This window comes from Dysgonomonas sp. GY75 (assembly GCF_015234155.1).
Lineage (GTDB): Bacteria > Bacteroidota > Bacteroidia > Bacteroidales > Dysgonomonadaceae > Dysgonomonas > Dysgonomonas gadei.
In genome coordinates this window covers 1-12,253 of record NZ_JADCLQ010000049.1, presented here as the reverse complement: position 1 = coordinate 12,253, position 12,253 = coordinate 1, and the positions used below count along the sequence as shown (strand labels likewise).

At 49.2% G+C, this 12,253-nt stretch carries 20 protein-coding genes; all 20 read right to left on the bottom strand.

Annotation, left to right across the window (positions count from 1 at the left end; translation table 11 throughout):
* Nucleotides 1–7: 7 nt before the first annotated feature.
* On the bottom strand, nt 8–565 hold the full coding sequence (locus tag IR083_RS18265) for a hypothetical protein (protein WP_194225379.1): 558 nt from the start codon (nt 563–565) through the stop codon (nt 8–10).
* Between the two features lie 167 nt (nt 566–732).
* Nucleotides 733–963 carry a hypothetical protein gene (locus IR083_RS18260; RefSeq protein WP_194225378.1) on the bottom strand — a complete coding sequence of 77 codons (231 nt, stop codon included), beginning with the start codon at nt 961–963 and terminating at the stop codon, nt 733–735.
* A complete protein-coding gene (locus IR083_RS18255) occupies nt 960–1,262 on the bottom strand; it encodes a hypothetical protein (protein WP_194225377.1) in 303 nt (100 codons plus the stop codon). The genes IR083_RS18260 and IR083_RS18255 overlap by 4 nt, the downstream gene beginning before the upstream one ends.
* 106 nt (nt 1,263–1,368) lie before the next feature.
* On the bottom strand, nt 1,369–2,337 hold the full coding sequence (locus IR083_RS18250) for an SLOG family protein (protein WP_194225376.1): 969 nt from the start codon (nt 2,335–2,337) through the stop codon (nt 1,369–1,371).
* A gap of 31 nt (nt 2,338–2,368) precedes the next feature.
* The gene (locus IR083_RS18245; protein ID WP_194225375.1) at nt 2,369–2,833 is read right to left on the bottom strand and encodes a DUF3873 family protein; all 465 of its coding nucleotides are present in this window, start codon (nt 2,831–2,833) and stop codon (nt 2,369–2,371) included.
* The gene (locus IR083_RS18240; RefSeq protein WP_194225374.1) at nt 2,817–3,572 is read right to left on the bottom strand and encodes a phosphoadenosine phosphosulfate reductase family protein; all 756 of its coding nucleotides are present in this window, start codon (nt 3,570–3,572) and stop codon (nt 2,817–2,819) included. The genes IR083_RS18245 and IR083_RS18240 overlap by 17 nt, the downstream gene beginning before the upstream one ends.
* Nucleotides 3,569–4,096: a hypothetical protein gene (locus IR083_RS18235; protein ID WP_194225373.1), complete on the bottom strand. Its 528-nt coding sequence runs from the start codon at nt 4,094–4,096 to the stop codon at nt 3,569–3,571. Before IR083_RS18235 ends, IR083_RS18240 begins: the two co-directional genes overlap by 4 nt.
* Before the next feature lie 81 nt (nt 4,097–4,177).
* Nucleotides 4,178–4,600 (bottom strand): hypothetical protein, encoded by a 423-nt coding sequence (locus tag IR083_RS18230; RefSeq protein WP_194225372.1) that lies wholly within the window; start codon nt 4,598–4,600, stop codon nt 4,178–4,180.
* 14 nt (nt 4,601–4,614) lie between these two features.
* A complete protein-coding gene (locus tag IR083_RS18225) occupies nt 4,615–4,866 on the bottom strand; it encodes a hypothetical protein (protein WP_194225371.1) in 252 nt (83 codons plus the stop codon).
* The gene (locus IR083_RS18220; RefSeq protein ID WP_194225370.1) at nt 4,856–5,500 is read right to left on the bottom strand and encodes a hypothetical protein; all 645 of its coding nucleotides are present in this window, start codon (nt 5,498–5,500) and stop codon (nt 4,856–4,858) included. Before IR083_RS18220 ends, IR083_RS18225 begins: the two co-directional genes overlap by 11 nt.
* A gap of 59 nt (nt 5,501–5,559) precedes the next feature.
* Nucleotides 5,560–6,345: a hypothetical protein gene (locus IR083_RS18215; protein WP_194225369.1), complete on the bottom strand. Its 786-nt coding sequence runs from the start codon at nt 6,343–6,345 to the stop codon at nt 5,560–5,562.
* 194 nt (nt 6,346–6,539) lie between these two features.
* Complete coding sequence (locus IR083_RS18210) at nt 6,540–7,226, bottom strand: radical SAM protein (RefSeq protein WP_242052476.1); 687 nt, start codon at nt 7,224–7,226, stop codon at nt 6,540–6,542.
* A gap of 31 nt (nt 7,227–7,257) precedes the next feature.
* Nucleotides 7,258–7,473, bottom strand: coding sequence for an RNA polymerase (locus IR083_RS18205; RefSeq protein WP_194225368.1), 216 nt, complete (start codon nt 7,471–7,473; stop codon nt 7,258–7,260).
* 30 nt (nt 7,474–7,503) lie between these two features.
* A complete protein-coding gene (locus IR083_RS18200; RefSeq protein WP_194225367.1) occupies nt 7,504–7,731 on the bottom strand; it encodes a hypothetical protein in 228 nt (75 codons plus the stop codon).
* Complete coding sequence (locus tag IR083_RS18195; RefSeq protein ID WP_194225366.1) at nt 7,701–8,234, bottom strand: hypothetical protein; 534 nt, start codon at nt 8,232–8,234, stop codon at nt 7,701–7,703. The genes IR083_RS18200 and IR083_RS18195 overlap by 31 nt, the downstream gene beginning before the upstream one ends.
* 25 nt (nt 8,235–8,259) lie before the next feature.
* On the bottom strand, nt 8,260–8,661 hold the full coding sequence (locus IR083_RS18190) for a hypothetical protein (protein WP_194225365.1): 402 nt from the start codon (nt 8,659–8,661) through the stop codon (nt 8,260–8,262).
* Between the two features lie 264 nt (nt 8,662–8,925).
* Nucleotides 8,926–9,207 carry a hypothetical protein gene (locus IR083_RS18185; protein WP_206759865.1) on the bottom strand — a complete coding sequence of 94 codons (282 nt, stop codon included), beginning with the start codon at nt 9,205–9,207 and terminating at the stop codon, nt 8,926–8,928.
* A complete protein-coding gene (locus IR083_RS18180; protein WP_194225363.1) occupies nt 9,179–9,859 on the bottom strand; it encodes a hypothetical protein in 681 nt (226 codons plus the stop codon). Before IR083_RS18180 ends, IR083_RS18185 begins: the two co-directional genes overlap by 29 nt.
* Nucleotides 9,860–9,942: 83 nt before the next feature.
* Nucleotides 9,943–12,030, bottom strand: a complete 2,088-nt coding sequence (locus IR083_RS18175) for a helicase C-terminal domain-containing protein (protein ID WP_194225362.1) — start codon at nt 12,028–12,030, stop codon at nt 9,943–9,945.
* A 79-nt stretch (nt 12,031–12,109) separates the two neighbouring features.
* A partial coding sequence (locus IR083_RS25015; protein ID WP_410492891.1) for a hypothetical protein occupies nt 12,110–12,253 on the bottom strand: 144 nt, incomplete at its 5' end.

Below are 12,253 nucleotides of genomic sequence, written 5' to 3'. Positions count from 1 at the left end.
CCACTTATTATTTTGGATTCTTACCTTGTTTATTATCCGCTATGGCAGCATTGAGGATTTCATCCGGTATATTGGTATTGAATATCCGGTTGCCTTCCCCTTGCAGTTTAGCGACGCGGGCGGCCAACATCTCCTGTGTATCCGCACGTGACAGCATAACAGAGATGTCCACCTTCTTGCCGCCTTTAGTGGTAAACCAGGTATATTCGGGTTCTTTCCTGCTTTTGCCGAACACGATATTTTGAGCCTCCAGCTTTTTGATGGCTTTTTTCAATTCCCGGTCTTCAATATCAGTTTCGACCAATAGCCCGATATAAAGTTCGAGGTCCATATCCAGTTCAGGATCAAATCCGGCCTTTACAGGAGGCAGGCTCTTTGTATATTCTCCGGCTTGTTTCAGTAGCGTTTCTCTACCTTTTACAGCACGGATGTCTATACAGCCGCCTTTACCCGTATCCGAACAGTCCGCTGTATAGACTCCGTTTACATAGAGCTTCGCAGAGAAAGCGTTCGTTTCATCTGTCAGCGCATAAAAATGTTTGATATTCTTTAATTCGATTTTCATTGCTTTTACTTTTTGAGGTTGTTACTATTTGATAAAAACGGGGAAAGCCTGCTGCAACGGTTCAGGTCACAACAGACTTCCGCCTGATAATGGATACAAGTTTACAGCAGCCCGGATTCCCGGGAAACGCATCCATTGTTCCCGTTTTGCGGATCGAGCCTGTTATATCAGTTTGTGATATTATACTCCCGGCAGAAGTGGTCCACTACCCCGGGAATGTATTTCTTGTAATAGGGCTGGTTATCCATACACCAGATTTTGACTTCCTGCCTGGTTTGGAATGGCTCTTGCCGGCTCCGGTTATTCATTATCATTGCAACGGATGGTTGCAGCTCATCGATAAAGCCCCGCACGGTCCAGCCTTCCCACACATGTTTGTTGTAATCTATCTTTTTCATATCTGTTTCACTTTAGCTTGTTTCATTATTTCACTTTTGTTTTTTGTTTTACCCGATGACAAAGTGGGCTTTAGTCCCAGTTCCGCGCCTATACGGTCTTCCAACTGGTCTTTCAGGCGTCTTTTCCTTTTTAGCAGGGACTGGCTCTTCTGAAGGGTCAGCAAATCGTCGATCAATGTCAGTTCCTTTTGGATCTCCACTGCCGAAGTAATGCCTTCTTCCTTAAATACTTTTACCCATATGGGCAGGTCCCGGACAGGGATATTCGCAAATCCGGGTGTCAGTATATGTTTTCCCATAATTTTATTGCTTTTATATTTTTATATCTTTTGGTTTTGTAGATTATTTATTTGGCTTAGTGTTCTCCGGCTATTGTTTACAGGAAGTTGTTATTGGCCGTTCCATTCAGAGCTTTGACAACAATTCCATATAGTTTTTTAAATATCCGTCGTATTTCTCCTGATAGGCCTCCGCATATTTTCCCGGATTGTTTTTATCCCTGAGTCCGGAGGGAAGCATATCCAATTCGTCCGCCAGCTTCTTTTCGGACAGAAGGCAGGCCAGTTCCCGGATTGTATTTTGACTTTCTTCCGCTATTCTGGTATCTGCATTGGAGAATACAGCTGTCTTCAATGAATCGCATTTAAGGTATTCTATTGTCGCCTGTCCTTTATTGCCTTCCGGACTTACCGGGGTATTGGTTTCAAGCAGGTATTCAAAAGAGTCGTAAGCAACAAGGGGATGCTCGTCGAGTTCATATACATCCCGGAATCCGAGTAAGCGTATAGACTCGACGGCCTGTTCATAAGATACTGCCCTGACATTGAACAATGACCGGCCCCAGCCCATCAGCAGTTCGTCCTGGTAGAAATGGTGGTATTCCAGTTCCCGCCCAAACAGGTTAAAGACTTCAATGCCTCTTTTGTGTGCATTCCTTACGGTATAATGTGTACCGCCTTGGGGTACATTGTCGTAATAAGCGACTACCTGTGAAGAGTTTTCCACCAGGTAGTCATTGCGCCTTAAGAAGCAGCCCTCATAATATTTCTCGCTCAGGCATATTTCATTGTCTGCCCCTGAGAGGATAGACTCGTAGCGGGCTTTATCCTCCGTGCCCATCCTATTGGCCTGACCCTTAAAAGGGATAATACAATGAAGCTTAATATCCGGATAGTACTCCTTTGCTTTCAATACTTCTTCCGCTGCAAGCATATCCAGGCCTTCTGCCATACCTGATAGGAATATCCGGTAACCTTGGAGGTAAAAATGGATAATGGCTGCCTGTATAAGGGCCGACAGTTCTTCTTTTCCAATACGGATACGGTTCATACGGTGGCCGCTAAAGGCCAGTGTTTTCTTTTTGTTGTCGTTCATAATGGGAATGTGTGTTAATGTGGATATTCTGTTAGTGGTTCTTTCTTATTTTCTTATTTCTTTTATTACTGAAATGCAGGTGGTAGGCTTTCAGCATCAGGTGGTAGGCTTCGGCAGGGCCATATAGTTCCGCCCGCTTGCCACTGCCGGAAAGACCATACTTTTGGAAGAAGAGCCCGCGCCGGACAGGCAGGATACGCGCTGTCGCTACTTCTATCAATACGGCATAGCCTTTTATATTCGTATTCAATACAAACAGGCGTTCCCCTGACTGCCTGTCATATACAATCTGCCTGTCACCCGGCAGGTAGCCTTTTTCTATCCGGCGGTCCCTTTCCCTGCGGCATTCTTCCAATACCGGCATTGTACAGCGGAACACCGCCCCGTCGGTATGATGGTAGTTATAGCGGATATATTCCATTGTCCGCGTTATACCTTGAACGTATTCTTTTCCTGTCGACATCATCTTATGCTGTTTTTCATTGGAATTCATCATATACAGGTATTCTGGAATTGTCAACCGGGGCTTTCCGCTTAAAGCGTTCCTCCAGGTCGAAGATCGTTTCACCGGTCTTGCGCCTGTAGGGACGGCCGGTCATTGATTGCAGCTCTTTCAGCTTCTGCCAATATTCGGGAAGGTAGCGGTACATATTGTATAACTCTTTTAAATTCTTATTGCCGCAGTTCCAGCAGCTGACCCTGTCCAGTATCGAATACAGGGCGATACCCTCTTCCCGCCAGTCGAAACCCCTTTCATAGCAGTAGGCCAGGGCCTCCGCTTCGGTGATGCCCCAATCGTTCAGGGGAAGGATACGGTGGGGATACCATTCCTTTTCGAACCGCTTTGGCTCGTCCCGGGCAAGGCCCACATAAAAGAAATTCTCGGGGCCTATGTATTTGCGCAACACACGCAGCTTCTCGCTGGTGCCCCAGCGGCAGGGCCCCCCGCACCACGAATAACCGTACTTGTGGATCTCATTTGTCCCGCGTTTCTTTACCGGCCTCTCCAGCATCGAATACAGGAAAGGTGTTTCGGGATGCAGCTCGGTATATTTGATGCCGTTGGCCCACAGTATGGGAAGCGCCTTATCCCGCATATCATATAAAGCCCTGAACTCCATGCCGGTATTAAAAAAGACGGCTTCATCCAATGGGTATCCCTTCTCGATAAGCATCAGGCACATTGCCAAACTGTCCTTGCCGTGGGACAGGCTGCATATATACCTGGTTGTCATTGGAATATCTTTAATTGCATTGCCGGTTCTTGTTTGTAAATACGTATTTTATGCCCGTAGTATCCTTCAAATGCTTTGATAAGCTTCGTTGTATCCAGTCCGTATCCTTCCGAGTCGTCCTGCACGATATGGGAGATTATCTTATCGGCAGTCCAGCCTTTTTCGATAAAGTAAGGCCATATCCGGTATCTCTTTATGGAATTCTCCTTTTTCATCTCTTCCCACTCCAAATCGGTCGCAGGGCGTTTATAGAGAACCTTATACCAGTGTGTCTCCGCCATCCTTGCCCGCTGCTGCCAGGGCATCAGGTCGATGACGACCGCTATCTCGTCTTTTTTAATCCACTTGTGTTTTTTACGGATGCCGTACAGAACCACAGGGCGCTGCCAATCCGGATTCCTTTTACGGTATGCTCCCGTTTCCTCCATTTTCCGGAAGAGGGAGGCAAAATCAACCGTGTCCAGAAAATCCTGAAGCCATTGTTGTGGGGTTACCCTGCAATATGGAGAATCAAAAGGGGCCATAGGTTCTATGAATTAGAAAAACCGCCGGTGCTTTTCAGTACAACGGCGGTTCAATTATACATTTATTTACAGGGAAATTATTTATTCAAAGCAGTAAACCTCCGTCACAATAAAGTTTTTATCTGTTCTATCACACAGGGCTTTTAGTTCCACTATATCCTCACAAAATGGAAAATAGTTTTTATTTCCATTACCGTCACATGCGATTTTTATAAGGACTTCCTCCGTACCATTCCCTGAACTGCGATACGTTATTTCACACCGGGCCGCATTGGGTTCCTGACCTGATTGTTCTTTATATGCAAGATATTTTTCTTCTATATCTTTTCTGGTTTCATCCACATCTGTCAAACCGGCAAACCGGTCGCAAGCCGGACAATACCCATAGTTAAAGCTATCGTCTGAAAAATGGTCCAATGCTTCTTTTGTTTCCGCTTCATTCGGGTTTATCCATGCCTCGCATGTTACTTCGGCGCTGCCGCACCGGGTGCAAATTACTTTCATTTTTTTTATTTTTTTTATGTGTTTATATTTTGTGGTTGTTCTTCACGCATGACAATCCAGTTATTGGCATTGTCCACGAGCAGGTTATCGTTGATGTCCTCCATAAAGTCGGGGAATCTGTATTTGGTGGCCTTCCCCACCAGGGAAAGACCGTTGAGTTCGTCCAGGGAAAAGCCCTGCGATTCCTCCAATGAGAAACGGCATAGCGGCAGGATAAATACCGATACATTATTAAGGTTCATCGATCCGCCTCTTTTAGATTTCATCCGGGCATAGCTTATCCGTAAATACGATCCGCTGCTCCGGGCTGTCGTAACACCAGGCATCTTCGCTGTTTTTATCCCCTTCCAGTGAGAACAGCCATTGCCTGAGTTCCTCAAAGCCGGAAAAGGACATGTAGATATGTTCGTCCTCCTGTTCATCGACATCTTCTGTCAGCTTCACCGTCACCGGCCGGGGCAGGTTGTTATAACCCTTGTCTTCCAACCGGATTTCAGCATACAGGGGCTCACGTCCGTTTTCTTCCTTATAGGCAGCATATATACCGTCTATCTCCGTCCGCAGTTCCGGCAGCTCCAGTTCTTCTGATACCTGCTCCACGATATACCAATATGTGTCCATCAGGAAATCATTATTTGCAAATTCGTCTTCGAAGCGGCGCATCTCCTCAGGGCCCAGCCTGTCCGGATTAAATCCCTTATAGCGTATATCGTCCTTGCTGACTGCCAGTACGGAATAGTAGCCTGTCCGCTCTTCATAATACCGGACAACCTGCCTGATGGCTTCCAAAAAATCCTCCTCGGATTCAACCAGGCTGCTTACAGCATTTAACAGCAGGCCGGCTATATATTCTCGGTCTCCAGCCACATACTTTGAAAAATGAATCTTTACTTTTTCCATATTTTTCATTTTTTTCGTTTTTATCTTTGGTTGTTAATCTGTCTGTTTGTATTTAACTATTAATATCCCATATAGCAGTCAAAGGCGCTTTCCAGCGTCTTGAAATAATCCGTTTGCCCGTCGTCCGCGGTGTCGATGCTGACGGCATACCTGTCACCGAAGGGGTTGGTCCACCGCTTCAGGCTTACTGTTGCCTTCCCCTCCGTGATCCGGGTCATGGCATCCGGGTAGTCTTTGCCGGGGTTCCTCTCTTCCCAGTATTCCGAGCAGAGGACGAACAGGCGTTTTTTCACCTCCTGGTTCCTGACCAGGCGCTGTATATCCCGGAAGGAGCAGCTCCACATCTTATCACAAGCCACGCAGGTATAAAGCGCCTTCATCTCATCCGCCGCGTTCTTTACCCCGCACAGGCACAGGGCGTCCTTTCTGCCGCTCCAGCCGAAACGTGTTTCGCCGTCCGTTTCGTTGAGCTTAAGGCCATGGTAACATGTGACCGACAGCACCAGTCCCAGGGCGTCTTTGGACAGTTGGAACAAGCCGGGGGAGGCGGTAAGCTCCCCAAAAGTTTCGGGGTCGTTATCCAGCAGCGCCTCGTGGTGGATATAGGAAAAGCCGCGCTTTTCGTCTTTCCGGTAACAGGCGCTGCCGCTATAGTCCCCCGGGAGGATGCCGTCTTCATCCGGCACGGGAAGCCGCCAGTACAGGTCCTGCGTCACCGCCGTATCCAGGCTGCAAGGCCCGGGGGTTACCTTATTCCTGTCCTCATACCTGAGGCAGGACATATCTTCACATGAACCGATGTAAATCTCTTTCCCATCGGATTTCCTGATCGCGTACTCTGACATAATGATTCAATTAAAGGGTTATTAAATACAGGAAGCCCACTTCACAGGTACCGCAGGCTTCCTTTTTTGCTATTTTCTATTTTCTGTTTCTGTTTTTTTTATAGCTATTACTTTACAACTTACAACAGCAACAGGTGTATTCTTTTGATCTATATAGACATCGATTACATATACTCAAAACTCAATATTTTAGTTTAATATTTCTCCACACGATGTTTTACATAGCTCCAAAAACTTCCCGAACGGCACAGCTCATTTTCTGTTTGCCTGAAGTAGCTTAGATCACCGTTGCTTAATACCATGCCTCCGGCATTCAGGTAGACACACCCTTCCAGACGGTTGCCCTCACAGAGGTAAAGAGGCCTTACGGGATTCGCATTGCCACTTTGGCTGCGGCCTTCCCTGTACAGGAAGATAGTGCCGGCTTGTCCCCGGAGCCCGAAAAATGGATATCCCTCCAGTTTGTCAATCACTTTCTTATGCAGCCTGTGGTCATGGTAGCGATCGTCGCTCATTTCCAGCATACGCAGGCTGCCCCGCATATCCTTTTCCTGCTGGTAATCATAAAGGGAGCAGCAGGTGTTGATAAAGCCGGCGGACAGGGAGCTTTCACTGCCGTTGGTGACAATGTAAAAATGATAGACCTCAATTTCGAAGCGCTTTACCTGTTTTAAGATATACCGGATGGCTTTGACATTCAGGGAAAGCTCACCGCCGGTGATATTGAAATACCCGATAGAGCGAATGTGCTTCAATACATTACGGATATCCTTATGGCGGATATCCATATCCTGCGCATCCCCTCTCATGCAATGCCCGCAGGACATATTGCACCTGCGGGTAACCTCGATGGACAGCGTGTTTAACCGTAACTTTTCCATACCTTTTTTGTTTCCTTTATACATCACATTTTTACAGCAAGGGAAAATCTTCCAGGGCGCTGATAAGCCCGTCGAAATCTTCCGTTTCGCCCAGCGGCTCGGCCATACTGCCTACCACCATCCTGTCCGTGCCGTACTGCCCAGCGACAGACTTCAAATAATCCCGGCGGTCTTTATAACCGTTTTGGCGGTAGATATCATCAGTTTTTTTAGCGTGAACGTGAACCGTATCGTTTGAATTTTTCATATTATTTTTTAGTTTGGTTTAATACATGGTTTACTTCGTTCTAAATTCGAGGGTGCATTCCCCGTCCTGCGGTTCGCAGACCGAAACCAGCGACAGGAGGTGTTCTTCATTGATGATCTGCGCGGCTTCTTCTATTTCAGCGTCGCTGAACCCGTCGCCGCCGTCCGCGTGGAAAAGCGAAATAAACAGATCCGCCTGCCAACGGGGCACCGTCAGTTTTTTGGTCCTTACCCCTGTCTTAACTCTTCCTGCGCCCATTGGTATATATCGATTTTATGGAAATTATCCCGGAACCAGCGGATACACTCCGTTTTATCCTGGCTATAGAATGCCAGGCGGCCGCTATCCTCTTTCCCGAACTTCTCGTAGATCACATCCAGGTTATATTGCTCCCCCCGGGGCGTTTTATACCCGTTCCAGCGTATTTCAAGGACGCGGATGACTTCATTTTCGCTGACAGCGGGTTGCTCCAGCAGGGTATCGATATTGTTTTTAACCCGGTAGATGCCTTTTTCTATATCGCAGGACGCATCGCCGTTTTGGTAGCGGGACAGTTCCTTTTCGTCCATCGTACGGATATATTTGGCCTGGGAATGCTCAAAGTGCCCGTAACCGCATTTATGACGGTTGGAGCCTTCTTCACGGCAGGTAGTACGCTCCAGCATCACCCCGTCCTCATACAAGTTCAGGACAACATATTCAATATCACTACGGGGTTCAAAGGTCAAGACCATACCCGATGCTATCATTTCTGATTTCATTTGTTTCTGATTTAAAAATTATCCGTTATTCAAAATCGCGCATATGGAAGATTTTCCGCATATAGTCGCCCACTGTGCCGCCGATAGGGCTGAAAGGGTCGCTTTCCCGCGGCAGGACCTGTAAACCGAACACCGATTTGATCTCACTGAGCAGCAGGCCGCGGACACGGTCGCTCATATCCCTTTCGACAACGACTTCGGTGCGCGGCCTGTGCATCGACGGATGGGCCGGAAGGTTAAAGCCCCGGAGGGCATTTTTGACACGGGTGAGCGATGCCCCGTCCAGGTAGGAAATAATAATGCGGCGATACCCGTCCTTGCATACCAGGCTGTACCGGAAACGCGTGGAGGGGAAATGGCTCCCCAGAACCGCTTTGATTTCCGGCAAGGGTGTTTTTACTGCTGCCGGTTGAATAGCTGTTTCCATAACTCATTATCGTTTTAAAATGAATAATTATTTTTACAGAAACCCATTAGGGGCATCCGTTTCTTCATAAGGCGAAAAAGCTTGCGGCGCGGCGGCCGCGGCAAGGTTTTGCGTATAAATACGACCCGAGCCCAATAGGGCGAGCGGTGGAGATTTGTGCGCAAACGCCCGGCAGGGCAGACCTTGAACGGTCCGCGGAAGCGCTGCAATAGCTTGCCTTGTGAAGAAGCGGATAGCATATTCTTGAGTGCATCTTTTGAGCCCTTACGGCGATTCTCCGGAATCCGTCAATGAACCCCGCTCGTCCAGTTGTTTTTCTATCTCCCGTAACTCCCCGTAGTTCTTGAATAAGAGCTTTTCTTCCGCTACTCCCCTCTGCAATAACGCCTCGTGTAGCCTGGCCTCCCGGATATAGCCGGCAAGGGCGATAACGGCATCTTCCTGCGTGGGGTAACTGCCGCAGAGAATGGTCTCATTATGGTATGCAGCCCAGTTCCCGACATCGCTTTGCCTGAAATTATATCCTTTCGGTTTCATCGGTTTCATCTTTTTTATTTGTTTCATTCTTCTTCTCTGAAGTTCCTGCACGGTAGCCTGTCATATCCAGGAAAACAGGCAGGGTGATACCATAATCTTTTACCAGGGTTAACTCTGTGCTGATCCTGCCGGGGTTGAAATAGACGGCAAACCGCAGGTTGTTCCTTTCTATTATCGCTTTATTCATATTCTCCCATCTGACCATAGGCCCCAGTTTTTTAAGTTCGTCCCTGTAGTCTTCTTCCCGGCGGATGATACGGGCGGCAGCCTCTTTTTTCTCCTGTTCTTCCGCCAGGAGGTAGGTTATCCATGCTTTGAGCTTCTTCTCCGAGAGGACACCTACCCTGCCGGGTTGCCGCAACCGGGACTCATAGTACTCCAGGTGCCGGTGACGGTAGGGATTGGGCAGGTGGAACCTGTATTTGTCCTCCGACGGCAGTTTCCTGGGGCAGATCAATGTCCCGGCCATGCACAGGGCGATAATAAATCCACGGCAGGTATATTTTCCACCGGTATATACCACATCGGCCAACGGTACCAACTCCCCGAAGGGCTTGAAAAGCTCATACCGTTCTTTTAGTTTTCCTATATACTCCAGATTTTCTTTTGTCAGTACCACACCGTACTCTTGTAACTTTGGTATTTCCATATATCTGTCCATATTTTTTTTAAGATGGTTTGTTTGTCTTTGATTGATTTAAAACGATTGTTGGTTTTTGCTTTACATCCGTCCTTTGGTGTGTTTCAGCATTCGACAACCGCGGCTTCATCCACTTTGGCTTCTTCTTTTTGCTTTTCTTTTTTATCCTGCTTATCCCGGCCCTCTTCGATATCCTTCAGGGCATCCTGTATCCTGCGCTCCAGGGCGGAGAGTTCCGTCCTGAGGCGGTTCAGCTCGCCCGCTTTCTTCCACGGGGTGGAGGTGATCTCTTCCAGCACGGCGTTATCCTTTTCCAGGGCAGCGATCTCCGTCCTGAGCGCAGGGATCAGGCTGTGGATCTTATCCAGCGCACGGATAAAGTTCGTGGCGGCAAGCTCCGGGTCCTGCGCCAGGGCACCGTTGTTATAACTGTAGCGGCAGGCCCCACGGATATAAAAGCGGTTGTACTTGCTCCCGTAATCCGTGGCCAGGGTCCTGACCTCCAGCTCGAAGCCCAGCAGCGAGCCGATACGCAGGTATTCCCCTTTTGTGTCCGTGCTGTCGCCGATAGCAAGGAGCCTTTCCCCTGCCTGTGCAGGTGAAGCGCCGCCTTCGAAGCCGTCCAGCATAAGGGGGTTCGGCCTGTGGCCGTTTTCGTCCCTTGCCAGGCAGGTCTCCACCACAGAGAGGTCTTTTTCGATCCCTTCGAGCCGCTCCTGCTTCTTAGCCAGTTCCTCCAGGTTGTATTTCAGGGTCCATCCGGCATGCTCCTGCTGCCTGCTGTAGCTCTTCTGCTGGCTTTCCAGGACGCCTACCTTACGTTCCAGCTTCACCTTTTCCAGCAGGTCGGTATTGCCGGAGAGGATGGCTACATACTCCGAATAATTCATCACCCCGTCCTCGTCCATGGCCCCTTCGTCGATAATGCGCTTGCCGGCCGTGTTGGTCTTGAGCTGCGTGATAAAGGCCTGCTTGTTCTGCAGCAGGTTAAACTTATAGGTATCCAGGCTGCTGCCGGAGGCATAGATGATAGTATCGACCTTGTTACCTGCATGAAGCTTGGCGACCTTATTGCCTTTGCGGGCGGCACGTCCCCCGCGCTGCTCCAGATCCTTCGGCGTCCAGGGAATGTCCAGGTTATGGGTGGCCACCGCACGGTCCGGGGCGTCGATACCCGTGCCCAGGCTCTTGGTATGGCCCATCAGTACCCGTATTGCGCCCTGTTTGAAGTCCGATATCATCGCCGCGCACTGCCTGATGTTCCCCGCCTCCTGGATAAAGCGCACCTCATGGCACGGGATGCGGTGCTCCTCCACCAGCTTGCGCTTCAACTCCGAGTACAGGTTCCATTCATCATCCTTCCCGGGCTTGTAAGTGCCTATATCACAGAACACAAATTGTGTAGCACGCCGCTCCCGGTAGGCATGGTAATAATCCGCTATCTTGCAGGCGGCCTGTGAGAGCTTGTTGTCGGGGTGGTCGTGGTATTTTTCCGCATCGATCAGACGCATATCCAGCGCCGCCTTGCGGGCCAGGTCGGTGACCACCAGCATACGCCCAGAATCCTTTTTGTCGTACATCAGCCCCGGGCGCCCGATCAGCTTCCCGTCGCCGCTCCTTGCGAATTCGATGAGTTTTTGCTGGAAAGCATCCTGCTCGGGCGTAGGGCGCGTCGTGTGGAGCGCTACATTGTTTTCCGGCTTGTCCAGACCGATGTCCTTGGAGGTATGGTAAGCGCAGATCTCCATGTAGAAATGGGCGAGTTCCGGCAGGTACTTGAAGATCAGGTACAGCTCCACCAGCGAGTTGCTGATGGTCGTACCGCTCAGGAAGGTGGCGCACAGGTCGCTGCCCCTGCGCTGTTGCATCGTACGCACGGCATACAGCAGGTTCAGCGCGCGCTGGCTGCCCTGCGGGTCGCCCAAACCGGAGACGTAGCGGTAGCGTGTGTCGTAACGAAGGTTCTTGAACTCCGCCGACTCGTCCACAAACAGGTGGTCGATACCCATTTCCTTGAAATCGGTGGCGTCGTCACGGCGCGCCTGCATCCTGGCAAACAGGTCCCTGAGTGTGGCTTTGAGGTTCTCCCGGCGTTTCTGCAACCCCTTGAGCGTCCCCGAGGATGACGGTATCTTGTTCAGGCGTTCGTATACCCTCAGGTTCTGTAGGCTAAGCACCCAGCGCCTTTCCATATTACTATGGTAGGTTTCCAAGCACTCGCCCCCGAACCGGACGTACACGTCTCCGCGTATCCGGCTCTCCACTAAAGTATCAGTCTTGTTTTCCAATGTCAGTCAATTTATGGCAACTCTTACAGAGTGCAATGGTTTTACGTTGTCTTGCAATCATGAGTTTTTCCCAAGGTTTCTTTTTATCTAAACCTTTGAGTTTTCTAACATGATGCATATCCAACAA

Coding starts and splice junctions, on each gene's coding strand:
- IR083_RS18260 (WP_194225378.1), bottom strand. CDS start 963: ATGAAAAAGATAGATTACAACAAACATGTGTGGGAAGGCTGGACCGTG.
- IR083_RS18175 (WP_194225362.1), bottom strand. CDS start 12,030: ATGGAAAGGCGCTGGGTGCTTAGCCTACAGAACCTGAGGGTATACGAA.
- IR083_RS18180 (WP_194225363.1), bottom strand. CDS start 9,859: ATGGACAGATATATGGAAATACCAAAGTTACAAGAGTACGGTGTGGTA.
- IR083_RS18215 (WP_194225369.1), bottom strand. CDS start 6,345: ATGTCAGAGTACGCGATCAGGAAATCCGATGGGAAAGAGATTTACATC.
- IR083_RS18235 (WP_194225373.1), bottom strand. CDS start 4,096: ATGGCCCCTTTTGATTCTCCATATTGCAGGGTAACCCCACAACAATGG.
- IR083_RS18220 (WP_194225370.1), bottom strand. CDS start 5,500: ATGGAAAAAGTAAAGATTCATTTTTCAAAGTATGTGGCTGGAGACCGA.
- IR083_RS18230 (WP_194225372.1), bottom strand. CDS start 4,600: ATGAAAGTAATTTGCACCCGGTGCGGCAGCGCCGAAGTAACATGCGAG.
- IR083_RS18200 (WP_194225367.1), bottom strand. CDS start 7,731: ATGGGCGCAGGAAGAGTTAAGACAGGGGTAAGGACCAAAAAACTGACG.
- IR083_RS18250 (WP_194225376.1), bottom strand. CDS start 2,337: ATGAACGACAACAAAAAGAAAACACTGGCCTTTAGCGGCCACCGTATG.
- IR083_RS18185 (WP_206759865.1), bottom strand. CDS start 9,207: ATGAAACCGATGAAACCGAAAGGATATAATTTCAGGCAAAGCGATGTC.
- IR083_RS18195 (WP_194225366.1), bottom strand. CDS start 8,234: ATGAAATCAGAAATGATAGCATCGGGTATGGTCTTGACCTTTGAACCC.
- IR083_RS18245 (WP_194225375.1), bottom strand. CDS start 2,833: ATGATGAATTCCAATGAAAAACAGCATAAGATGATGTCGACAGGAAAA.
- IR083_RS18205 (WP_194225368.1), bottom strand. CDS start 7,473: ATGAAAAATTCAAACGATACGGTTCACGTTCACGCTAAAAAAACTGAT.
- IR083_RS18210 (WP_242052476.1), bottom strand. CDS start 7,226: ATGGAAAAGTTACGGTTAAACACGCTGTCCATCGAGGTTACCCGCAGG.
- IR083_RS18265 (WP_194225379.1), bottom strand. CDS start 565: ATGAAAATCGAATTAAAGAATATCAAACATTTTTATGCGCTGACAGAT.
- IR083_RS18255 (WP_194225377.1), bottom strand. CDS start 1,262: ATGGGAAAACATATACTGACACCCGGATTTGCGAATATCCCTGTCCGG.
- IR083_RS18240 (WP_194225374.1), bottom strand. CDS start 3,572: ATGACAACCAGGTATATATGCAGCCTGTCCCACGGCAAGGACAGTTTG.
- IR083_RS18225 (WP_194225371.1), bottom strand. CDS start 4,866: ATGAAATCTAAAAGAGGCGGATCGATGAACCTTAATAATGTATCGGTA.
- IR083_RS18190 (WP_194225365.1), bottom strand. CDS start 8,661: ATGGAAACAGCTATTCAACCGGCAGCAGTAAAAACACCCTTGCCGGAA.